The following is a 21,237-nucleotide window of genomic DNA, read 5'->3' on the forward strand; positions in this document are numbered from 1 at the left end:
AAAGCCCACTCAATTTGAGTGGGCTTTTATATTGTTTACATTTTAAATTGACTTAATCAATTAGCTTTTCAAATTCTCTAACATGATCTCAGTCATCTCATCAAGCTCTACAGTGTGTTTCCAACCCCAGTCTTCTCGCGCAGCATCGTCATCAATGGTTTGTGGCCAGCTATCGGCAATAGCTTGCCTAAAATCAGGTTCATAACTTATAGTAAATTCAGGGATTCTCTTGCGAATGCTTGCGGCAACCTCTTCAGGATTAAAACTCATCGCTGCTAAATTGTAAGAACTTCTTATTTTTACATCCTCTTTCTTAGCATCCATAATACCTACCGTAGCTTTGATGGCATCATCCATATACATCATAGGTAGCGTTGTTTCAGCATTTAAAAAACAGATGTACTTTTTATGTTTTAATGCCTTATAATAAATATCTACGGCATAATCTGTTGTTCCCCCACCTGGTAGTGTTGTATAACTTATTAATCCGGGATAGCGTATGCTTCTTACATCCACGTCATAGCGCTTATGGTAATATTCACACCAGCGTTCACCTGTTTGTTTGCTAATTCCATAAACAGTCGAAGGTTCCATGATGGTGCGTTGCGGAGTATTTGTTTTTGGGGTAGTACTTCCAAATACAGCAATACTGGAAGGCCAGAAAATAGTATCAATTTTTTTTTCTTTGGCCAGATTAAGGACATTAAATAGAGAGTTCATATTTAAGTCCCAAGCACGCATTGGAAATTTTTCTGCAGTAGCCGAAAGCATTGCAGCCATAAGATACACATCTGTTATTTCATATTTTATAACGACATTTTGTACGGCTTCGTAATCCATGGCATCAAGGACTTCAAAAGGTCCTGCACTCATTAAGGCTTGATCTCCTTCTTTTATATCACTAGCGATTACTTTATGAGGTGCATACTTTTTACGAAGATGTGCAGTAAGTTCGGTGCCAATTTGACCACAGGCACCAATAATAAGAATTCGTTTTTTCATAGGCTAAAGATAGGCAATAATCATACTTTTTCTTTAAAAAATGACGTTCTCTTCTTACCAAGGTTTTATCTTTGCTTTTGTATGAAAATGAATTGTTTGTATTTTATTAGTCTACTTACATTAGGTTTTTTAGTAGTTTCCTGCGGAAATAGTTCTGAAGAAACTCAAATACAATTACCTACTATAGACACTGCTGTACGTTACGGAAATAAAAATTTTACGCTACCGGCTTTGTCTCCTAATGCACGTGAGGAAGCTATAAAATGGTCTGTTTATGAAGATTTTGAGAATGAAATTACACAAATAAACGGAAGCAATATCGAGGCATTACTTAGCAGTACAGAGCGGTTAGTTCAATTTTCAGACTCTTTGATTAAAACAGTTCCTCCAACATTAAACGAACAGGCGATTTCATCCCGTTTATTGGTAACTAAAACACGGGCTAATCTATTACATCAAGAAATTAGATTGTCCAGATTAGACTCCTTAGCGATTGAAACAAAAATTGAGCAATTGAACCAAGCAACTAAAAATCTTATAGTGCGTATCAATGAAAAATTTACCAAGCAATCAATTGATCTTGAGCGTAAAGATGACGAAGAAGCTGAATTAAAAAAGCAAAAAAAGTTTCAGGATTCGGTGTTTCAAGTAGAACTTCGAGATCGAGATAACTAACTATAATGTAGGATAGACAAATTCATAATTCAAGATGGTTCTAAGATGGACCGAGTCTACTTGCTTGAATACTTCGTTGGGTTTACCTTCAGCATACCTTGGAGGCTCCAGCCCTAAGGCGACTGCTTTTTTATTATAGTACTCTTTCTTAATGGGATGATAAGGCGCTACGGCATTGAAGATCTTTCCGAATACATCTTGCGTAAGAATCTTACTTAAAATTAAAATACAATCTTTTCTGTGAATTAAATTTACAGGCGCATTGCCGCCACGCAACTCTTTACGTCCTGACAAATATCGAACAGGCTGTCGGGTCTCATTAAATAAACCACCAAAACGTACGATAGAAGTAGTTATAAAGGGTGCGTTAAAAAATAATTGTTCTACTTGAAAGAGTTGTTTTCCTGCTTGAGAGGTTGGGTCGGGTAAGATTTTTTCAGTCACACTGCCCTGTGAATCATCATACACAGCAGTGCTGCTTACAAGTAGGACCTTTTGTATCTTAGATTGTTCAATTTTAGAAAGAAAATGAGACATTTTTAATACATAATCAGCTCCAGTTTCTCTTCGTAAACCGGGCGGAATCATGATTGCCAACACATCCACATTTTTTAAAAAACCATCTGTGGAGCCAGTTACACCCCCCTCAGAGATTTCTAAAACATAGGCATCAAAGCCATTTTTTTGTAACTGAGTAGCTTTTTTTAAACTCGTTACAGATCCTTTTACTGAATATCCCAGTGTCATAAGGTGCTGAGCAAAAGATTTCCCCAACCATCCCATTCCGGCAATTGCAATCGTTTTTGACATATGTTTTCCTTACAAGGAGGATAATTTTATTGAATTGAATCTGTTACCATTGCTTTCTTTGCAGGCGATAAATCCAGAAGGTTAAAAGTTCGTTTCACCACTATGGCATCTGTAATCACAAAGGGTTTGGGCATCATATCTTTTGGCCTGGCATTAATGCTAAATTGTGGATGTGATAATAAATCATACGAATATTCTAAAACTGAAAACTCTGCGGGTGCCTCTATAGAATCGATTATAAATTCGACGGTTACGGGCTCATTGTCCGAAACCATATACCGAAGCAAATTATTATATACTCTTTGATTGTTGTAATTGGTAGTTCCCTCTGGGATTGTTTCAAGTTTCCCATTAAACCAAATACTATCAAAAGTGGTTTTTTTGTCAGTGTATAAGTACAATCGCTGTATATCACGCTTTGGTGAAATTGTAAATGAAATTTTCTTTTTACCGTTAATCAAAGTATCCTTATTACGTTGTAGCTCAAGCGGCTCAATATTTTTTTGAGGAGCTACTGCCGCAAATCGATAGCCAGTATTGTATTTGCTTCCTGAAGAATTCGTCACATATTTTGAAGCATCTTCAGGATTTTCGCCAAGATATTCTTTGGTCCAATCATCCAGTATTTCGTCATAAGTAACCCAATACGAAGTGTTAGAATCTTGATCTTGGTAATAGACTAAGCTATTAGGTTTTTGTCTTTTTTCTGAAAAATCACTCTTTATATGAGCAGCTATAAAAAAACCAATAGCCAACAGGAAACAACTAACAGAAAGGATATTTTTCCACTTCCAAAATCCAAAAACAGGAAGTAATAAACCAAAAGTAAGAGCAGTAAACACAGTGCTTGCTACTAGCATTTTTAAGCCCAGCCCTACTGGAAAAAATTGAATCAACGGACTAAAAAAGAAAAGAGCAGGAGTTGCTAAAATAACGAGCAATAGTAAATTGGGTTTTTCTTGTTTGATAAGAAGCCAGAATGATAATAATCCAAAAAATACAGGTATAATAAAGTAAGCAGCTCCTTTTAAAAACACAAATATGGCGGCATTGATAAGAATCCAGAAAAATAACGGAGCGACGTATAATCCAGCCACGGCATCTTTCTTGCTAAAGCGTTTGTACACCTTGAAAAGAATAGCAAGTGATAATAGGACAAAAAAAGCAATGTACAGATGTCCGTTATATGTAAAACCATGTTGAATTTCGGTGTATTGAGGGTAGATGATTTTTAATAATGGCCATCCAAAATACCCTACAACTCCACAAATAACAAGGGCTAAGAGAAATGATTCAAATCCTCTTCCTATAGTTCTGGCTTTTAATTTTCCGCGTGCTATTCCGTAGAAAAGCAATATAATAAAACCTGCTATAGCAAAAAGAAGCATCCATAGAGTCCATGAAAAAGGATAACTGATCATTTTTAATAAAGGGGCATTGACATAAACAAAGTCTTCTTCAGCTTTTAATTGAGAAAGATCTGCATCTGCAAAATAATGCAACAGCGGAAGTAAATAGCTTCCCTGATGCTGGAGGGTTTCTCTGTCTAGATTTTCGTAAGTGTCGTTTGCCGTATGGTAATCAAAGTGATCGTCTATGAAGGCAAAAAAGAAACTATCAATATCACCTTCTTCTCTAAAAACCGTAGAGTCGGTATCATTGGGTAGCATCTTGTAAATACTATACATTAACGAAGAAGCCACAGGATAGTCTGGCTTTGCGGCAATAAAGTTCTTTATTAGATCGGCATTCCCTTGATTGGTTTCCAGAATCATATTGCTGGGACCTCCACTTCCGCGGGCTTCAAAATTAAGGACTAATCCAACATTTTCTGCCCAGCGATGTTCGTTCACAAACAAGGAGGCTCCATCAAGACCTAATTCCTCCGCATCTGTGAATAAAACGATGATGTCATTTTTGGGTTGTTTCCCTTCAGCGAGGTAGGCGCGTAGACTTTCTAAAATTGTTACTACTCCGCTACCTGCATCACTAGCACCAAATGAAGGCACCATAGCACTATCATAATGTGAAAGCAAGACCAACGATTTGCCGCTTGAAGTTCCTTTAATACGCCCCACAATATTTTTGGGTTTAATAAGGTAAAACCCTGCGGGGTGAGTAACCATAGTATCATTTTCTGCTACTTCAGTAAGGAGCGACTCACCAACAAATCCTTCCTGAATTTCTGTTTCTGCACCCAGTTTTGTAAGCTCACCTACTAAATAATCACGTACTTCTTTATGTGCTTTTGAACCGTAATAATGTGGCTCTTTAGTAATTTCTTTCAATTGAACTAAAGCTCTTTCAGTAGAAAATTCATTTAAGGGAGCGCTGGCAGGAGTTCCATTTCTAGGCATTAAGCTAAAAAAGCTGTAATAGATAAGCCCTAAAATAAGTAGCAATGATACAATTGCGGAGAGATTTCTCATGGTTTGGTTTTGGTTTTCTAAAAATACAATATCTTTTAGAATGTTAGGTCTTCTTTAAAATACCAACTTATACTAAATAAATTACTATATTTAAATTACTAAAAATCAAACACTATGGGAATTAAAAGCTTTATGGGAAGACGCGCAAAACCAACAAAAGGTTCTTCTGAAAATATTACCGTTTCAGATTATATGAGCACCAACCTTATTACTTTTAAGGAGAATCAATCTGTATTAGAAGTGATGGATACACTCATTAAAAAGAAAATCTCTGGAGCTCCCGTTGTAAATGATAAATATGAATTGGTGGGAATCATTTCTGAAGGTGATTGTATGAAACAAATTAGTGAAAGTCGATATCACAACCATCCTATGGAAAATCTTTCGGTACAAAACCATATGATAAAAAACGTAGATACTATCGATGGCAATATGAATGTATTTGATGCCGCCAATAAGTTTTTGGAATCAAAACATCGAAGATTCCCTATAGTTAAAGATGGAAAACTGGTCGGACTTATAAGTCAGAAAGACGTATTAAAAGCTGCGCTCGATCTAAAAGGGCAGACCTGGAAGTAAAATAGTGAGAAGTAAACCGTGAACCGTGAATAGTAAGAAGAATACTTTTAGGACTTTTACTTTTTTTAAACTCGAAGTTCTGTTTTTACTAATAAAAACCAATCGTTTTCCAGAGGTAAGTAGCCTTGGTCATACACATAATTATAAATTGCGCCTGCCTTAGTAATATATTGGCTGGTATAAAACTGAAAGTTAAATCCTTCCCGTTCCAGTCTGTCTTTTGAAACTTTCGTTTTATCCTTAGTATTGAGATCTTCTAGAATTCGATAATTTTTCCGAAGGCGATTATTCACATTTCGCACCAGATTTTTAGAATCTTTGTTGAGAGAATTGTTATAATTATTGCGACAACCATCACTACAGAATTTTTTATCTGCGCGACCTCGTATGTTTCTGCCGCATTCGGGACATGATCGATCCTGCTCTTCCATAGTCTAAAGATAGTAAAACTATTTTTTTGCTTCGGAAGCACTTTCCGAAGAGAGATTAAACCGATAAATTGCTTCTACTCTTGCAAAAAAACCACCGCTTATATCAGGATTGAGTTGTGTGCGATCATCTCCAAATGTAAATGCTGCTACCCCAAGATCAATATTATCTCCATCTGCATATACCTCGTAATTGGTACTTGAATATCCAAATTTTGCTCTAATTAGCACACTTTTTTGCAGTGCATTAAACTGAACATAACTTGAAAATTCCAGTGAACTCATATCTACATAAGAACTTGATTCTTCTTGATCGCCATACAATCTAAAACTACGTCCAATTCCGTAGTAATCTATGCCGTAGGTAAATGCCCCGTGGGTATAATTGATATCTGAAGAGATTGGTAAAGACATGTCCATTTCAAATTTTTGGTTCGGACTTAAATAATACCACCCAATAATAGGAACTGTAAAAAACCCAAAGGCTTCCATAGAGCCATAAATACCGAAACGATATTTAAGGTGTTCCGTTTTTTGGTATTTCAGCAAACCAAAGCCACCAAAATAAAAATCCTCTCCTGTGATATTTTTATAATCTGAAGCTATTTTTGGTAAGAAAATAATTGTGCTGCTCCATTTTTCATTATACGTAGAAGCTAGACCTAATTTCAGGATCGTACTGTAGAGACTGGTGTTTTCGGCATTAGGTGCTAATTGTAGATTGTTTTTGCTGAAGCTTACTCCTGTTACAAATGCATGGTTTTCGTTAATCACGACAGGAACTGTTACATCAACGTCAAATGAAGAAACCGAAGTACTTTCTGAAGTATCAACAAAATCATTGGTAAATGTTTCTCCGTAGCCAATTTTTAAAAGATCTACATATTCTTGAGCATCTACTGCAAAAGGGATAAGGCAAAATAAAAACAAGAATTTTTTCAAGGCGGGTCAGATTAAAGTGGTTGCTAAAGATATAAAATTCAATGTATAAATTAAGGGTGTGTAAAATGTGTCTTTGCGAACTATTTTCATTTGATGATAGTGGTTCTTTTTTATTCAAAATTCCTTAAATTCGCAGCCTGATTGAAAGACAATACTTTATGAGCACAAAATTTAAGGAATACAAAGGCTTAGACCTTCCTAAAGTAGGCGAAGAAATACTCGATTTTTGGAAACGTGAGAACATTTTCGAAGAGAGTATTGCCATTCGTGAGGGAGCCACGCCTTTTGTGTTTTTTGAAGGACCCCCCTCTGCAAATGGATTACCAGGGATTCACCATGTCATGGCGCGTGCAATAAAAGATATTTTTTGTAGGTATAAGACCCAGAAAGGCTTTAAAGTTGACCGTAAAGCTGGTTGGGATACGCATGGATTACCTATCGAATTAGGGGTCGAAAAAGAATTAGGAATTACCAAAGAAGACATTGGTAAAAAAATCTCTGTTGAAGCATATAATGCTGCGTGTAGAAAAGCAGTGATGCGCTATACAGATGTCTGGAATAAAGTAACCGAACAATATGGGTACTGGGTAGATATGGATGATCCGTATGTAACCTATAAGCCTAAATATATGGAAACAGTTTGGTGGTTGCTCAAACAAATTTATAACAAAGATTTACTATACAAGGGCTATACTATTCAGCCCTATTCACCCAAAGCAGGTACTGGGTTAAGTTCACATGAATTAAATCAGCCAGGAACCTATCAGGATGTAACCGACACAACCGTAGTTGCACAGTTTAAAGCGATGGCAGAAACCTTACCTGATTTTCTTGGAGAGGTAAGCAATAATATTTGGTTTCTAGCATGGACCACAACTCCGTGGACTTTACCGAGTAATACGGCATTGACGGTAGGAAATAAGATTGATTATGTACTAGTAAAAACGTATAATCAATATACGTTCCAGCCCATAAATGTGATTCTGGCTAAGAATTTAGTCGGAAAGCAATTTGGAGGAAAGTATGTTGCGACCGAAAATGAGGATGTAGTTGACGCATACACACAGGGAGATAAAAAAATACCCTATCTAATTCTGAAAGAGTGTAAAGGAAGTGAACTGGTTGGGATTCGATATGAGCAGTTGCTAGATTATGCAAAACCTTACGACCATCCAGAAAATGCTTTTAGAGTGATTGCAGGAGATTTTGTTACAACCGAAGACGGTACCGGTATCGTTCATACTGCACCTACCTTTGGAGCAGATGATGCCTTAGTAGCAAAACAAGCAGTACCTGAAATTCCGGCGCTTTTGGTAAAAGACGAAAATGGTAATTTAGTTCCGTTGGTAGATTTACAAGGAAAGTTTAGAGCAGATCTTGGTGATATAGGTGGGAAGTATGTTAAGAACGAATATTATGAGGATGGTGAAGCGCCAGAAAAGAGTGTGGATGTAGAGCTGGCAATTAAATTAAAAACCGACAATAAAGCATTTCACGTAGAAAAATATGTGCACAGTTATCCTAACTGCTGGCGAACCGACAAGCCAATTTTATACTATCCGTTAGATTCCTGGTTTATTAAAGTGACCAACTTTAGAGACCGAATGCACTCATTAAACGAAACCATTAACTGGAAACCTAAATCGACTGGAGAAGGTCGTTTTGGCAACTGGCTGGCGAATGCAAATGACTGGAATCTCTCACGTTCTAGATACTGGGGTATCCCATTGCCTTTATGGCGTACCGAAGATGGAAAAGAAGAGATCATTATAGGTTCTATAGAAGAATTGAAAGCTGAAATGGAGAAATCTGTGGCGGCCGGATTTATGGCTGAAGATATCTTTGAAGATTTTGAAGTGGACAATTTTTCCGAAGAAAACTACGACAAAGTAGATCTTCATAAAAATATAGTCGATGGGATTGTATTAGTTTCAGAAAACGGAAAACCCATGAGACGCGAGGCAGATCTTATTGATGTTTGGTTTGATAGTGGTTCGATGCCCTATGCGCAATGGCACTATCCTTTTGAAAATAAAGGGAAAGTAGAAAATACCTGGCGAAAAGCCGATTTTATTGCAGAAGGAGTTGATCAAACAAGAGGTTGGTTCTATACCTTACACGCCATAGCGACCATGATCTTTGATGATGTGGCCTATAAAAATGTGGTAAGTAATGGATTGGTGCTCGATAAGAATGGACAAAAAATGTCCAAGCGCCTTGGGAATGCTGCAGACCCGTTTGAAACGCTGGCAACTTATGGTCCGGATGCAACCCGCTGGTATATGATTAGTAATGCTAATCCGTGGGATAATTTAAAGTTTGATTTGGAAGGAATAGCTGAGGTGCGTAATAAGTTCTTCGGAACGTTATATAACACCTACAGTTTCTTCAGTTTGTATGCTAATCTTGACAATTTTGACTATACTGAAGCGAATATACCTTCAGAAAAAAGACCCGAAATTGATCGATGGATTCTTTCAGAATTAAATACTTTAATTAAGACGGTAGACGATGCTTATCATAATTATGAACCTACCCAAGCAGCTAGAGCAATTTCTAAATTTGTTCAGGAAAATTTAAGTAACTGGTTTGTACGTTTAAGTAGAAGACGTTTCTGGAAAGGAAGTTATGGAGAGGATAAAATTTCTGCCTATCAGACCTTATACACCTGTCTTTTATCTGTGGCAAAGCTAGGAGCCCCAATCGCACCATTTTTTATGGATAGATTGTACAAAGATTTAACTACGGCAACTACTACGGGAGGTAAAAAGAGTGTACATTTAAGCGATTTTCCTGTAGCAGATCCATCCATGATTGATACAGAGTTAGAGCGAAAGATGCAAAAGGCACAAACAATATCGTCTTTGGTATTATCGTTACGACAAAGAGAAAAACTAAAAGTACGTCAGCCACTTCAAAAGATTATGATTCCTGTGTTGGATGAAGCATCAAAAAAAGAAATTGAAGCAGTTGCAGACCTTATAAAGAGTGAGGTAAATGTCAAGGAAATTGAATTGATCGATGAAGGTTCAGGAATATTGGTGAAGCAGATAAAACCTGATTTTAAGAAACTTGGGCCTCGTTTTGGAAAAGATATGAAAGCGGTAGCAGCTGCTATTCAGCAGTTTGATCAAGATGCTATTGCAATTCTTGAAAAAGATGGTGAATTTCCACTCACAATCAACGAAAAAATTGTTACCTTGATGCAGGATGATGTGCTAATTAGTTCTCAGGATATTGAGGGATGGTTGGTTGCCAATGCAGATGGAATAACCGTTGCGTTAGATATCACGTTAACCCCTTCGTTAAGAAATGAAGGTATCGCCAGAGAACTGGTGAACAGAATTCAAAATTTAAGAAAAGACTCAGGATTTGAAGTAACCGATAGAGTAGAAGTAACATTACAAGATGATGCGCAACTAAAATCTGCAGTTACAGCGAATTTAGAATATATTAAACAAGAAACCCTAACCGAGGTATTAGCATTTGAAGAAAATATCAATAACGGAACAGAAATTGCTTTTGATGATATTACCACAAAACTAAAACTAAAAAAACACCAGATGTAATACCCATTAAACAGAACAGATTATGGCAGAAGATATTAAAACCAGATACAGTGATAAGGAACTTAACGAATTTAAAGTTCTCATTTTGGATAAAATTGAAAAAGCACAAGCTCAACTTGAATTGATCGAAAGTGCTTATAAAAACGATAGTAATAACGGAACAGATGACACCTCACCTACGTTTAAAGCCTTTGATGAAGGAAGTGAAGTAATGAGTAAAGAAACTTCATCACAACTGGCTATTCGTCAGGAGAAGTTTATTCGTGACCTTAAAAACGCACTGATTCGTATTGAAAATAAAACCTACGGAATTTGCCGTGTGACCAAAAAATTAATCAATCCTGAACGATTAAAGCTAGTGCCGCATGCTACCTTAAGTATTGAGGCAAAGAATATGCAATAATTGGTTTTGCAGACAGAAACTTTACACATGCCCTAAAAATACTTTAGGGCTTTTTTTATGCTGAAAACACTCGTCCTTCTATTTTTTGTTTTTATTATTTCTGAATCTGCTGCGCAGAAAATTCTTCAGAAAGAAATAGATGCTCAACAAATTACACAGCTCTCTATTGATGGTACGAGTATTTTTAAAATCGAAATATTTTCCGAAGAAAGAAATACAATCGAAATTATTTCAAACATTGAAGGTGAATATTCAGAAAGCATGATGATTGCTACAAAAATTATAAAGAACGCACTCTCCATAAGCAGTGCGTTTTCGCCTTATTTTAAAAAAGATAATGATAAGCTAGCAGCCCATAAAATAGAGTCGGTAAGTTTGGTTATAAAGGTGCCTCACCAAATGGTGGTAGGAGTTATTTCAGATATTGCAAATCTAACTATTGATGGCTTGTATAACTTTGTAGATGTTTCCCTAGAAAACGGAAAGTGTACCCTGACAAATTTTATAGGAAATGCAACTTTGGTAACTAACGAAGGAGACATATTGGTAAAGGCAAGTGCCGTTGATGTCTCTGGAACTCTGTTTTCAAAACTTGGAACTGAAATCAATGAATTACCAGACGGGAATAGATTTTTGATAGAGGCGTATAGTCTAAGAGGAGATATCGTATTACAACAAACCGAAAAATAGTGTTATTTTTGCCAGTATTCTCATAAAATAATTTGAGAATCCCATTGTTATAATAGTTTACCTTTTACAACCTATGTCTCTTAAAAAAGCCGCTTTATTGATCATACTTATTCTTTTAATTGATCAAATTTCTAAAATTTACATTAAAACACATTTCGCTTTAGGAGAGGAAATTCGTGTGTTTGATTGGTTTCGCATTCACTTTGTAGAAAATGAGGGAATGGCCTGGGGAGCTAAAATTCCAGGCACCTACGGAAAACTTATTTTAACCTTGTTTAGATTGGTTGCTATAGTCGGGATTGGATATTGGTTATGGGATTCTGTTCGGAAAAATGCTTCCAGAATTCTTACAGTTTGTATTGCTCTAATCTTTGCAGGTGCCTTTGGGAATATTATTGATTCGGTTTTTTACGGACTTATTTTCGACGGAAGCAATGCTCAGGTTGCCCACATCTTTCCTGAAGCAGGAGGGTATGCCCCCGTGTTTTATGGAAAAGTAGTAGATATGCTATACTTTCCATTGTGGAGCGGCGTACTGCCAGAGTGGATTCCATTTTGGGGAGGAGAATACTTTACCTTTTTCGAACCCGTATTTAATATCGCAGACGCTTCAATTAGTATTGGTGTTATTTTGCTTATTATTTTTAATAAGCGAGCTTTTCCTAAAAAAGAAGAAGAAGTTAAAACTGAATAGTAAACATCAAATTTTCCTGATTTCCGCAGCTAACGTTGATTTTTCCGTTAAGGGACTCAATTTGATTTTTAAGAATAAATAAGTTTAGCTTGGTCGAATTCTCGAGGTTTTCTGGATTGCTATGAACTGTAAATAGGTCTTCTGGGTTTTCATTGATTTCAAGAATACCTCTGGTATCTTTAAAGACAAGATGTTTTTTACCATTTTCTTTATAAGTATACACATCTATAACCAGCACTTTTCCATCTCGTTTATTGCTTAATAAATAAGAAAGAATAGACGTAAAAATGTTCTCTAAAAATACAGGATTAAAATTCACTTTGGGTACTTCAGAAAACTCTGAGAAAATCTCTGTTTCTGAAATTTCATCATGTAACTTCCGTTTCGCCTTGATTAAATAATCTTTTAAATCTAACCGTTCTAAAGGTTGCGTAGATTTAGACTGAATATCTACAATCTCATTAAGACTTTCAATTGTGTTATTTAAGCTTTCTGAAATATGTTCCAGATTTGCAATAAGCTCTTTTTCTTCAGATTTTGATTCTGCTGCTTTTAAAAGCTCTAAAGTTAGCTGAAGATTGCTGCCTTGAGATCGTATATTGTGTGTAACCAAATTAGCAAAATTAAGCAGGCGCTTATTTTGCGAAGCAATTGTTTTTAGAGAACGATTAAGATCTTTTTTCTTGCGAAACTCTTTATCAATATCTCTAAAAACCCCTCTCATACCAATGATTTCTCCCTGAGAATTAAACACAGGCTTTCCAGTAGTATGTGCCCAAAAAGTGGTCCCTGAATAAGTTCTCATTTTAATTTCAGTATTAAAAGGAACTCCCTTGCTACAAGCTAGTGAAATTTCAATAGCATTTTCTCTATGGTGACCTTCTGCGTAAAAAAGAAAGAGTTTTTTAGGGGTTGGTTGGAACTCTTCGGGGATTAGTAAGAGTTTTCTAGCTTGAGGATCTAAAAATGTAGTTTTTTTTAAAAAATCAATGCTCCATCCTCCAGAACCTGTAAGACGGGCTGTTTCTTTATAGTAAAAATTTGAAGAAGCTAAGCTATTGCTTATGTGAGGTTGCTCTTCTTTAGCAAGGAATTTACTCCTTTTCTGTAATAAGAAGTTCATTTACATAAGTTTTATGGTCGAAATATACTATAAATAATACAATTTGTAAGTAAAATCTTTCAATATTTTTTATTCGGTAGGTGCCAAAAGGTAAAATGGATAGTAAGGAAGGTTGCGTAAGACCCAATATATAACTGCTATACCAAAGTATCCATAGATAAACCATGAATTGTAAAAAAACCAAACTCGGTATTGGGTTTCGTTCACGTAATTATATACCCGAAGCCCTAATGCATAAAGAATAATTGGTAATGAAAGTACCATAAAAGGGTTTAGCCTAAAAGCACTTAAAAATTTAAGATGAAATAATTGATGCAAAGCACGTTGAGAGCCGCAACCTGGACAGTGAAAACCAGTTATGGTGCGCATTGGGCAGGAAAGAAAGAAGGAGGAATCTGAGGACGGATTATAGAAATAATAGAGTAAAAAAAAGCCGATGAGACCTAGCCCTGAACCTGTAATAACGAGTATTTTCTTAGGAGTTAGCAGCAATTTGAATGATAAAAGCAAATAAAATTACTATGAGATATAAAAATAATAGGATACCAATGCTGGCAGCACTCCATATCGAAAATTTCTTAGCATCATCTGCGGCTTTCTGTGCTTCTTCATAGCGTCCCTGATACCATAATTGTTCAACTTTAGCAGCTTTTATAATAGCAACTATGCCAAGTGGCATGCAGCATAAAACAGTCGTTAAGATAGCCCAGACTAAATGATTTTCTGGCGGAGGTCCGTGGGGATTTACATTCATTACACAAATATAGGACAAAAAAAACACCCTTTCCTAATCGAGGCAAGGGTGCTGTAAATTTCTATTTTAGATTAAAATCCTCCTCCGGCAACACCGATTACTACGAAGAATAAAATATAAAGTACCCAAACAATTGCTGCTGCTCCCGCAGCCCACATTGAATATTTTTTTGCATCATCAGCAGCTTTTTGTGCTCCTGCGTGATCACCTGCCATCCAAAGTTCTTTTACTTTAGTTGACTTAATAATAGCTACGATACCTAATGGTAAGCAGCATAAAACTGTTGCTAAAATTGCCCATACCAAATTATTATCTGGCGGAGCACCAGCTGGATTGTTTTGTGTTTCCATGTTACTTAGTTGATTAATATTAAGATTTAAATATACTAGCTTTTTTTAAAACATAAATATTTTTTCGGGCGTAATGCAATAATTTAGAGGAATATCTATGTTTTCATGGAGTATTTTTTCTTCAGGCGGAAAGAATGAAAGCCCCACAAATTGAGTTGTAGTTTCACATTCTGCCAAAAAACGATCGTAAAAGCCTTTGCCATATCCTACTCTGTTTCCGAAGGTATCATAAGCGAGCAACGGTACAAAAACGACCTCAATTTGTGAAGGGGAAACCTCAAATCCATCTTTTGGTTCTGTTATTCCGTAAGCGGAAGTTTCCAGCACTGTATTTTCTTGTAATAAAAAATGAGTCATTTTCATAGTTTCAAAATTTGCTTTTGAAATGACAACACTTTTATCTTTTCCCTGAAGAATATGAAGCAAATATTCTGTATTGACTTCTTTTTTTTCAGAAATAGGTAAATATATATGGTAATTAGTTTTCCCCCAGATCGGGAGCTCTAACGACTTATTTGCTATCTCCAGGCTCATTTCTTCAATAGCAGAATTGGATACCTGTTTGCGTAGTGCGAAATATTTTTTTCGTAAGGTTTTTTTATCCATCATTCACCACTTTCCAAAACTCCTTTAGGATCCGTTTTTTCAGTAGAGATATGAAAAATAGCATCTCCTTGATTAACTATTGGAGCATGATTTACATTTATAATATACCCCGCGTTTGGTGCAGTAACCTTAAAGCGCATGGTCCCATAAGGATCTGTAATAGTAGCTAGAAACTCATCTTTTTCTACGTATTTATTACAATCAATTTTTACATGTAACAAACCACTTCTTTGTGCACGTATCCACCTGCTTTTTTCAATAAGAACAGGAGGTTTTTTGGCTTCTACTATTTTATGCTCTTCTCCTAACATTTTTAGATGGTTTAAAAAACGTACAACGCCATCAAAACCCTCTTTCACTATATATTTATTACTTTCTAGAGACTTTCCTCCTTCAAATAATAAAATGGGGATTCCCATTCCATTACAGGTGTTTCTATAGGTTTTATTCAAATTTGAAGAGAAAACTGTAAAGGGAGCATTAAAGATATTAGATAATTCTAGTAGTTGCTCATTATCCGGACTAATCCGTACCTGTGGTGCATTAAACCGCTGGGCACCTCCAGTGTGAAAATCAAGACAATAATCAGCATGAGGTAATATTTCTTTCGTAAAATGATAGGCAACCCTACTCGCCAGAGAACCAGTTTTAGTGCCAGGGAAAGATCTGTTCAAGTCACGTCCATCGGGAAAAGCTCTATCTGCATTTAAAAATCCGAAGATATTTAAAATTGGAATGCAAATAATAGTTCCAATACGAGGCTTATTAATTTTTTTTGCAATTACCTGCCGTACAATTTCTACTCCATTGATCTCATCCCCATGAATTCCGCCCGTTAGTAAGACTGTAGGCCCTGCTTTTTTGGACCGTTCAATAATGACGGGAATTTCAACTTTTGTGGAGGTATATAATTTTGCAAAGCTAAAGTTGATGGTTTTACTTTGGCCAGGTTTAATAGTCTCCCCCAGAATGATGAGATTATTATTTTTCATTAGTCTACGTTTCGCTCAGCATATTTTATGATCATGCTTGCAATGTCCTTTCCGGTAGCATTTTCAATGCCTTCTAATCCTGGCGAAGAATTTACTTCGAGAATTAAGGGTCCTCTGGCAGATTGTAACATATCGACACCAGCAACACCCAGCCCCATTGCTTTAGCAGCTTTTAAAGCAGCACGCTCTTCTTCATCGCTAAGTTCAATGACTTCTGCGGTACCACCACGATGTAGATTGCTTCTAAACTCTCCTTCTTTACCTTGTCGTTTCATAGCGCCAACTACTTGACCATCTATAACAAACGCTCGAATATCTGCCCCGCCGGCTTCCTTAATAAACTCCTGAACAATCACCCTTGCTTGTAAGTTATTAAAAGCTTCAATAACCGACTCTGCCGCTTTTTTCGTTTCAGCAAGAATAACACCAATGCCTTGTGTTCCTTCCAATAATTTAATGATAACAGGTGCTCCACCTGCTTGCTCTACAATTTCCTTTACATTTTTAGAGTAGTTTGTAAATATGGTTTTAGGCAACCCAAGACCGGCACGCGACAATATTTGTAAGCTTCTTAACTTATCACGGGAACGAACCAACGCTTGAGACTCTGTAGTGGTAAAACAACGCATCATTTCAAATTGACGCACAACCGCTGTTCCATAAAAAGTCACAGAAGCACCTATTCGAGGAATTACAGCATCAACATGTTCTAGTTGCTTTCCTCTGTAAAGGACCACTGGGTTTTTTTTCTCCATGACTATGTCACATTTGGTATGATTGATCACTTCAATCGAGTGTCCTCTTTTCTTACCTGCTTCAATAAGTCGTTTTGTAGAATACAGATTAGGATTTGCAGATAATATTTTTAAATTCATTTTGTCGTTTTTTTCTTCTTAATAACTGTTTTTTTAGGACTGGAATTTTTGGGCAAGTTAAGTTCTTTTTGCTTTAGCTTGTAAGATAAATTTGTTTGTGTAATATCGACCACAAATTTCTTTAGTAAAAATTTTCTACCTATTAAAACTGGATACTTCATTTCTTCTCGATCACTTAAAGTTAAATAAATAGGAAATGTTTTTCCGAAGAGCTCAATTTCTGTTAAAATACGGTACCGTGCTTGTGTTTGTCCGTTGCTGCTTTTGACCACCTTTACATCATACTCATCAAAAATGAATACTTTTTTGTGATATGCCGGATGATCCTTGTCTAAGAATTTACATTTTAGATAATTATCTTCAACTACCACATTTTTACAATGAATACTCGAAGTATACGCTCCAGTATCAATTTTAATATCAATGTCGCTAAGTTGCAGAGCAGGAAAATCTGCTTTATCTATCCTTCCAATTTTTCGTCTCAAATAGTAAAAATTTTAAATCGCAAGATACAAATTTGCGATGCCAACGGCGCGTTTCAAGGCGTTCTTCTGAAAGTTTTATGATTCTATCGGGTTTTATTGCGTTCTAAATACCCAATAATACTTTTTGAAATATTTTTCCCTGTGGTTTTCTCAATCCCTTCAAGTCCAGGAGTAGAATTTACTTCTAATACTAACGGACCTCTACTTGACTGAAGGATATCTACCCCACAAACCCCTAGCTGTAAAGCTTTAGCAGATTTTATTGCAATATGTTCTTCTGCAGTGGTGAGTTGTATTACTTCTGAAGAACCTCCTCTGTGCAAATTGGACCTGAAATCACCTTCTTTGCACTGTCGTTTCATGGAAGCCACCACCACTCCGTCCACAACAATAGCTCTTAGGTCTGCTCCTTTAGATTCTGCAATATATTCTTGTATTACAAACTTTACATTACTGGTTTGTAGTGTTTCAATAGTTGCCAATGCATTTTTAGGACTTTCTGAAAGAATAACCCCATTGCCATGAGTGCCTTCAAGAATTTTGATAATTACAGGGTAATCTCCAAAAGTTTTTAAAAGATCCTCATTATAAAAAGGATGCCCCAAAGCAGTTCTTGGAACAGGAATACCAGCCTTTGTTAAGATCTGAAATGACATCCACTTATCTCTCGAATGTATAATCGAATTGGCAGATACTGCACTAAAAATCCCAGCGGCTTCAAATTGTCGAACCAAAGAAGCACCATAAAATGTATTGGAAGCTCCAATTCTAGGGATAATAGCATGTAGATCATCTACAATTTCATTATGATAATAGATGATTGCTTTGCTGTCTTCAGTAACAATTGTAAAATAAGAAGGATCCAGCACTTCCATTTCATGGTTGCGCTTTTCACCAGCTTTTACAAGACTTTGCGTAGAGTATAATTTCTCTCCCCGGGAAAGGATGGCAATATTCATAATTGTTATTTCGCAGTCGCTAAAGTAACAAAAAGAATATTGCCTAATTCTATATCCTTAAAAGTTTACAGTAACTTTTGCTCTTGCAAAGAAAGGAGTTCCAGGTGTAAAATGAATTTCCTCTACTGGTTCAGCTTCGTTAAAAAGTCTACTTTCTGTTGCAAATTGAGTTTCATTCCATTCGGTATCAAAAAGATTTTCTACAATAATTCCAAATACAAAATTCTTATAGGTGTAATTAATGTTAAAATCAGTCACCAAATAGCCTTCTGCTATGATACTGTTATCTTCATTTGCAGGACGATCTTTAATGAATCTGTAATTCAATCCGCCAGAAAAATCACCAATATTGGAAAATGTTACACCGCCTGTTGACGTAAGGTCTGGAGCTAGCGGAATAAAATCCTGACCTTCGGGCTCTTCTGTGCTGCGGGCATAGGTATAATTGATATCTCCAAAAAAGTATAACCAATCCAAAGCTTCGTAGCGGATTCCTGCATCAACACCTAGCCTTCTTGATTTTCCGCTGGGTTCTACGATACCTGCATCGCCAACATACACGAATTCCTGATCCAGAAATAGTGTCCAGAGTGCCGAGGTAAAGATTAACTTATCGGTAATTTTATAAATTCCTCCAAGGTCTGCACCATATGCAGCTGGCAGAATGTCCTCGCCACTATTAGCTACCACAACACGACTGTCGTTAGAATGAAATCCTATTCCTGTTTTTAAAAAGAGCTGTAGCTTTTGATTCGCAGCATAGGTGAAATTAAGCTTCGGACTTGCAAAAACCTTGCTTTCACTTTTGTTGTCATACGTTTCAGAAAGAAAGTTTTCATAGTCAAACTTAAAATAATCCAATCGAAGGGCAGGATTTACGGTAAAGTCACCAAAATCAAATTCAGTATTTAAAAATCCGAAAGAATTTAGCTGATCCACATTTCCAAAAGCCAGACGTTCAAGAATCTCACTTCGGTTTGCGGTTCTTGAAAGTTCTACATCATTAACATCATCATATCGAACACCCACACCCGCAGTATATTCAAAATCAAAATCACTAAAATTCATTTTTTCTGAATATGCTGTTTGAAATCCAAATATGTTTCGGTCCTCACGTTGCGCGATTTGATCACCATTGACGGGATCTTCTAAAAAGAAAGTAAAATTTGAAAAAAGCTCAAAATCATAATGGGAGTAGAAAGCAGTGGTTTTTAATTGACGGTTTTCTGAAAGTGTTTTCTTATGATTGACTAAAAGATTTGTTCTACTGGTATTTCCACCTTCGGTATCATCGATAGCACCAAAGCGATCTATCAAACCCGAGTCTACTGCTCTCTGCGGAATTTGTCCTGAAGCATCCCACTTACTTTGAAAATGAGAAGCTGTTAGGGAAACTTCCTGGTTCCCTGGCAGGTTAAAATTATACTTTCCCAATAAATTGAAGCGGTTAAAATTTTGAGGAGACTCAAAAGGACCATCAAACGTATATAACGATGTTGCCACATACGCATTGCTGTTTTTGGTGTCTAAGACATTAAAAAGGCCTACGGTTCTAAAAGAATTAAAATCTCCATATTCTACAGAAACAGAACTATTTTGTATGCGTTTTTTTGTTTTAAAATCTACATAGCCCGCAGTGGTAAAATCACCGTGATCTGCATAATAAGGACCTTTTCCAAACTCGATATTATCTACTGTTTCAGGAATTAAAAAATGCAGGTCGCTGTATCCTTGTCCGTGCGCATGAGACACCATATTTACAGGCAGACCATCCACATTAAGACTTATATCGGTTCCATGATCAATGTCAAAACCTCGCAAAAATATTTGTTCTGCTTTTCCCCCTCCGGCATGTTGCCCGATAAAAAGTCCGGGAACCTTACGAAGTACTTCCTGAGTATTCTTTACAGGATTATTTTTGAGGTCCACACTTACAATTTGATTGAGAGGGTTTACTTCGGGCGATATAATGATTTGACGTAAAGAGATTGACGCTTCCGCAAGTGTAATAGTGAATTGTTTTGAAAAATCTTCTTGCGTAATAGAATAGATAAAGGGTTCATATCCCAGATATGAAATATATAATTGATCATTCACCGACACATCGTCCAGGCTAAATATTCCCAGCGCATTGGTATGTGAATGTTGATTTTTGGTTTGATTGTATACAGCTACATCCTGTAGCGGTGTATTGGTTTGGGTAACTACTTTCCCCGTGAGATTTTGCGAATGCAAAGATGCACAAAGAAGTAGCATACCCAGAAATGAGATGCTTTTCATGTAAAATTTGTTTAAAGTAAATAAAAATTCCCCATTCGTTTTAGTAAGAACGGGTATAGAAATAAATTATGAAAAGCGTAGTTCGGGAGGGGGTGTCGTATGCTCTAAAATAGTTGAAATATGTGCTTCGGAATACGTAAATATATGTTTGATGTCTATTGCAAAAGGTACGTCTGAAGCATATTCCTGCAGCGTAAGATGCTTATCAAAAGATAAAATCTTAGTTACTTTGTTTGTTTCTGAAGAGTTTGTTTCAGAAGTATGTGCAACTTGTTGATTTGAAAAAATAGAGGTTACAAATGCAATTGTTTTATGTTCATGTGGGTGTTCTTCCCCGTGAGCGTGATGCGTTTTGTGTTCGTGCTCATGGTCTGAAGCTGTTTGAGAAATAAAGTGTTCAATTTTATGAAATCCTTTCAGAATCGATGTGTGAAGCGGAGTAACGAGATAGAGCATTGACAATGCGACCAACATTGTTTTTTTAAATTTTTCTTTTCGTAAAAATTGGGTCATAGGTTCTCGACTTTTGCTCGTCTTTGTTAAAATTACGCATTCGAGCGTACTTTAGATTTTAAGCACCCTAAGGTTTAAC

The 21,237-nt window shown here is 36.3% G+C and carries 22 protein-coding genes; 6 read left to right on the plus strand and 16 right to left on the minus strand.

The genetic code is table 11. The features are described 5' to 3' along the window. Positions 1-60: 60 nt before the first annotated feature. Entirely contained in the window at positions 61-1,002 is a 942-nt protein-coding gene (locus ACFQO1_RS01230) for an NAD-dependent epimerase/dehydratase family protein (RefSeq protein ID WP_380215893.1), read from the minus strand. Positions 1,003-1,098: 96 nt separating this feature from the next. Here ACFQO1_RS01230 and ACFQO1_RS01235 point away from each other — a divergent pair, with 96 nt between their 5' ends. Further along, positions 1,099-1,677, plus strand: a complete 579-nt coding sequence (locus ACFQO1_RS01235) for a hypothetical protein (RefSeq protein WP_380215895.1) — start codon at positions 1,099-1,101, stop codon at positions 1,675-1,677. On the opposite strand, the gene ACFQO1_RS01240 is transcribed toward ACFQO1_RS01235, so the two are convergent. Continuing rightward, positions 1,678-2,487 carry a Rossmann-fold NAD(P)-binding domain-containing protein gene (locus tag ACFQO1_RS01240; protein ID WP_380215897.1) on the minus strand — a complete coding sequence of 270 codons (810 nt, stop codon included), beginning with the start codon at positions 2,485-2,487 and terminating at the stop codon, positions 1,678-1,680. It abuts the gene before it with no gap. A 26-nt stretch (positions 2,488-2,513) separates the two neighbouring features. Further along, the gene (locus ACFQO1_RS01245) at positions 2,514-4,916 is read right to left on the minus strand and encodes a M20/M25/M40 family metallo-hydrolase (protein WP_380215899.1); all 2,403 of its coding nucleotides are present in this window, start codon (positions 4,914-4,916) and stop codon (positions 2,514-2,516) included. Positions 4,917-5,030: 114 nt separating this feature from the next. Here ACFQO1_RS01245 and ACFQO1_RS01250 point away from each other — a divergent pair, with 114 nt between their 5' ends. Then, complete coding sequence (locus tag ACFQO1_RS01250; protein WP_380215901.1) at positions 5,031-5,495, plus strand: CBS domain-containing protein; 465 nt, start codon at positions 5,031-5,033, stop codon at positions 5,493-5,495. Positions 5,496-5,560: 65 nt separating this feature from the next. Here ACFQO1_RS01250 and ACFQO1_RS01255 read toward each other — a convergent pair whose 3' ends face one another. Further along, positions 5,561-5,926 carry a hypothetical protein gene (locus ACFQO1_RS01255; RefSeq protein ID WP_380215903.1) on the minus strand — a complete coding sequence of 122 codons (366 nt, stop codon included), beginning with the start codon at positions 5,924-5,926 and terminating at the stop codon, positions 5,561-5,563. An 18-nt stretch (positions 5,927-5,944) separates the two neighbouring features. Next, entirely contained in the window at positions 5,945-6,865 is a 921-nt protein-coding gene (locus tag ACFQO1_RS01260; protein ID WP_380215905.1) for a DUF6268 family outer membrane beta-barrel protein, read from the minus strand. Positions 6,866-7,023: 158 nt separating this feature from the next. On the opposite strand from ACFQO1_RS01260, the gene ileS reads away from it, so the two are divergent. The 4 genes from ileS (at position 7,024) to ACFQO1_RS01280 (ending at position 12,221) form a co-directional block, all read left to right on the plus strand. Continuing rightward, a complete protein-coding gene (gene ileS / locus ACFQO1_RS01265; protein ID WP_380215907.1) occupies positions 7,024-10,434 on the plus strand; it encodes an isoleucine--tRNA ligase in 3,411 nt (1,136 codons plus the stop codon). Positions 10,435-10,456: 22 nt separating this feature from the next. After that, positions 10,457-10,837 carry a TraR/DksA family transcriptional regulator gene (locus ACFQO1_RS01270; protein WP_380215909.1) on the plus strand — a complete coding sequence of 127 codons (381 nt, stop codon included), beginning with the start codon at positions 10,457-10,459 and terminating at the stop codon, positions 10,835-10,837. A 57-nt stretch (positions 10,838-10,894) separates the two neighbouring features. Continuing rightward, on the plus strand, positions 10,895-11,527 hold the full coding sequence (locus ACFQO1_RS01275) for a hypothetical protein (protein WP_380215911.1): 633 nt from the start codon (positions 10,895-10,897) through the stop codon (positions 11,525-11,527). A 73-nt stretch (positions 11,528-11,600) separates the two neighbouring features. Next, positions 11,601-12,221, plus strand: coding sequence for a lipoprotein signal peptidase (locus ACFQO1_RS01280; protein ID WP_380215913.1), 621 nt, complete (start codon positions 11,601-11,603; stop codon positions 12,219-12,221). Here ACFQO1_RS01280 and ACFQO1_RS01285 read toward each other — a convergent pair. From ACFQO1_RS01285 to ACFQO1_RS01335, 11 genes are all read right to left on the minus strand, one after another. Beyond that, on the minus strand, positions 12,208-13,344 hold the full coding sequence (locus ACFQO1_RS01285; RefSeq protein WP_380215915.1) for a PAS domain-containing protein: 1,137 nt from the start codon (positions 13,342-13,344) through the stop codon (positions 12,208-12,210). The two genes, ACFQO1_RS01280 and ACFQO1_RS01285, sit on opposite strands and share 14 nt — an antisense overlap. Positions 13,345-13,413: 69 nt before the next feature. Continuing rightward, positions 13,414-13,713, minus strand: coding sequence for a DUF2752 domain-containing protein (locus tag ACFQO1_RS01290; RefSeq protein WP_380215917.1), 300 nt, complete (start codon positions 13,711-13,713; stop codon positions 13,414-13,416). A gap of 106 nt (positions 13,714-13,819) precedes the next feature. After that, entirely contained in the window at positions 13,820-14,098 is a 279-nt protein-coding gene (locus tag ACFQO1_RS01295; RefSeq protein ID WP_380215919.1) for a CD225/dispanin family protein, read from the minus strand. Positions 14,099-14,169: 71 nt separating this feature from the next. Continuing rightward, a complete protein-coding gene (locus tag ACFQO1_RS01300) occupies positions 14,170-14,448 on the minus strand; it encodes a CD225/dispanin family protein (RefSeq protein WP_380215921.1) in 279 nt (92 codons plus the stop codon). Positions 14,449-14,493: 45 nt separating this feature from the next. Beyond that, entirely contained in the window at positions 14,494-15,054 is a 561-nt protein-coding gene (locus tag ACFQO1_RS01305) for a 5-formyltetrahydrofolate cyclo-ligase (RefSeq protein ID WP_380216798.1), read from the minus strand. Then, entirely contained in the window at positions 15,054-16,046 is a 993-nt protein-coding gene (locus ACFQO1_RS01310; protein WP_380215923.1) for a succinylglutamate desuccinylase/aspartoacylase family protein, read from the minus strand. Before ACFQO1_RS01310 ends, ACFQO1_RS01305 begins: the two co-directional genes overlap by 1 nt. Then, positions 16,046-16,921, minus strand: coding sequence for a 30S ribosomal protein S6--L-glutamate ligase (gene rimK, locus ACFQO1_RS01315; protein ID WP_380215925.1), 876 nt, complete (start codon positions 16,919-16,921; stop codon positions 16,046-16,048). The genes ACFQO1_RS01310 and rimK overlap by 1 nt, the downstream gene beginning before the upstream one ends. Beyond that, the gene (locus tag ACFQO1_RS01320; protein WP_380215927.1) at positions 16,918-17,406 is read right to left on the minus strand and encodes an ATP-dependent zinc protease family protein; all 489 of its coding nucleotides are present in this window, start codon (positions 17,404-17,406) and stop codon (positions 16,918-16,920) included. Before ACFQO1_RS01320 ends, rimK begins: the two co-directional genes overlap by 4 nt. A gap of 83 nt (positions 17,407-17,489) precedes the next feature. Next, a complete protein-coding gene (locus ACFQO1_RS01325; protein ID WP_380215929.1) occupies positions 17,490-18,365 on the minus strand; it encodes a RimK family alpha-L-glutamate ligase in 876 nt (291 codons plus the stop codon). A 57-nt stretch (positions 18,366-18,422) separates the two neighbouring features. After that, positions 18,423-20,645 (minus strand): TonB-dependent receptor, encoded by a 2,223-nt coding sequence (locus tag ACFQO1_RS01330; RefSeq protein WP_380215931.1) that lies wholly within the window; start codon positions 20,643-20,645, stop codon positions 18,423-18,425. 66 nt (positions 20,646-20,711) lie between these two features. Continuing rightward, positions 20,712-21,158, minus strand: coding sequence for a hypothetical protein (locus ACFQO1_RS01335; protein WP_380215933.1), 447 nt, complete (start codon positions 21,156-21,158; stop codon positions 20,712-20,714). Positions 21,159-21,237: the final 79 nt, after the last annotated feature.

It is taken from the genome of Jejudonia soesokkakensis (assembly GCF_042664795.1).
Taxonomy (GTDB): Bacteria; Bacteroidota; Bacteroidia; order Flavobacteriales; family Flavobacteriaceae; genus Jejudonia; species Jejudonia soesokkakensis.

Coding starts and splice junctions, on each gene's coding strand:
- ACFQO1_RS01275 (WP_380215911.1), top strand. CDS start 10,895: ATGCTGAAAACACTCGTCCTTCTATTTTTTGTTTTTATTATTTCTGAA.
- ACFQO1_RS01245 (WP_380215899.1), bottom strand. CDS start 4,916: ATGAGAAATCTCTCCGCAATTGTATCATTGCTACTTATTTTAGGGCTT.
- ACFQO1_RS01255 (WP_380215903.1), bottom strand. CDS start 5,926: ATGGAAGAGCAGGATCGATCATGTCCCGAATGCGGCAGAAACATACGA.
- rimK (WP_380215925.1), bottom strand. CDS start 16,921: ATGAATTTAAAAATATTATCTGCAAATCCTAATCTGTATTCTACAAAA.
- ACFQO1_RS01240 (WP_380215897.1), bottom strand. CDS start 2,487: ATGTCAAAAACGATTGCAATTGCCGGAATGGGATGGTTGGGGAAATCT.
- ACFQO1_RS01230 (WP_380215893.1), bottom strand. CDS start 1,002: ATGAAAAAACGAATTCTTATTATTGGTGCCTGTGGTCAAATTGGCACC.
- ACFQO1_RS01335 (WP_380215933.1), bottom strand. CDS start 21,158: ATGACCCAATTTTTACGAAAAGAAAAATTTAAAAAAACAATGTTGGTC.
- ACFQO1_RS01285 (WP_380215915.1), bottom strand. CDS start 13,344: ATGAACTTCTTATTACAGAAAAGGAGTAAATTCCTTGCTAAAGAAGAG.
- ACFQO1_RS01290 (WP_380215917.1), bottom strand. CDS start 13,713: ATGCGCACCATAACTGGTTTTCACTGTCCAGGTTGCGGCTCTCAACGT.
- ACFQO1_RS01280 (WP_380215913.1), top strand. CDS start 11,601: ATGTCTCTTAAAAAAGCCGCTTTATTGATCATACTTATTCTTTTAATT.
- ileS (WP_380215907.1), top strand. CDS start 7,024: ATGAGCACAAAATTTAAGGAATACAAAGGCTTAGACCTTCCTAAAGTA.
- ACFQO1_RS01305 (WP_380216798.1), bottom strand. CDS start 15,054: ATGGATAAAAAAACCTTACGAAAAAAATATTTCGCACTACGCAAACAG.
- ACFQO1_RS01330 (WP_380215931.1), bottom strand. CDS start 20,645: ATGAAAAGCATCTCATTTCTGGGTATGCTACTTCTTTGTGCATCTTTG.
- ACFQO1_RS01310 (WP_380215923.1), bottom strand. CDS start 16,046: ATGAAAAATAATAATCTCATCATTCTGGGGGAGACTATTAAACCTGGC.
- ACFQO1_RS01250 (WP_380215901.1), top strand. CDS start 5,031: ATGGGAATTAAAAGCTTTATGGGAAGACGCGCAAAACCAACAAAAGGT.
- ACFQO1_RS01300 (WP_380215921.1), bottom strand. CDS start 14,448: ATGGAAACACAAAACAATCCAGCTGGTGCTCCGCCAGATAATAATTTG.
- ACFQO1_RS01270 (WP_380215909.1), top strand. CDS start 10,457: ATGGCAGAAGATATTAAAACCAGATACAGTGATAAGGAACTTAACGAA.
- ACFQO1_RS01295 (WP_380215919.1), bottom strand. CDS start 14,098: ATGAATGTAAATCCCCACGGACCTCCGCCAGAAAATCATTTAGTCTGG.
- ACFQO1_RS01325 (WP_380215929.1), bottom strand. CDS start 18,365: ATGAATATTGCCATCCTTTCCCGGGGAGAGAAATTATACTCTACGCAA.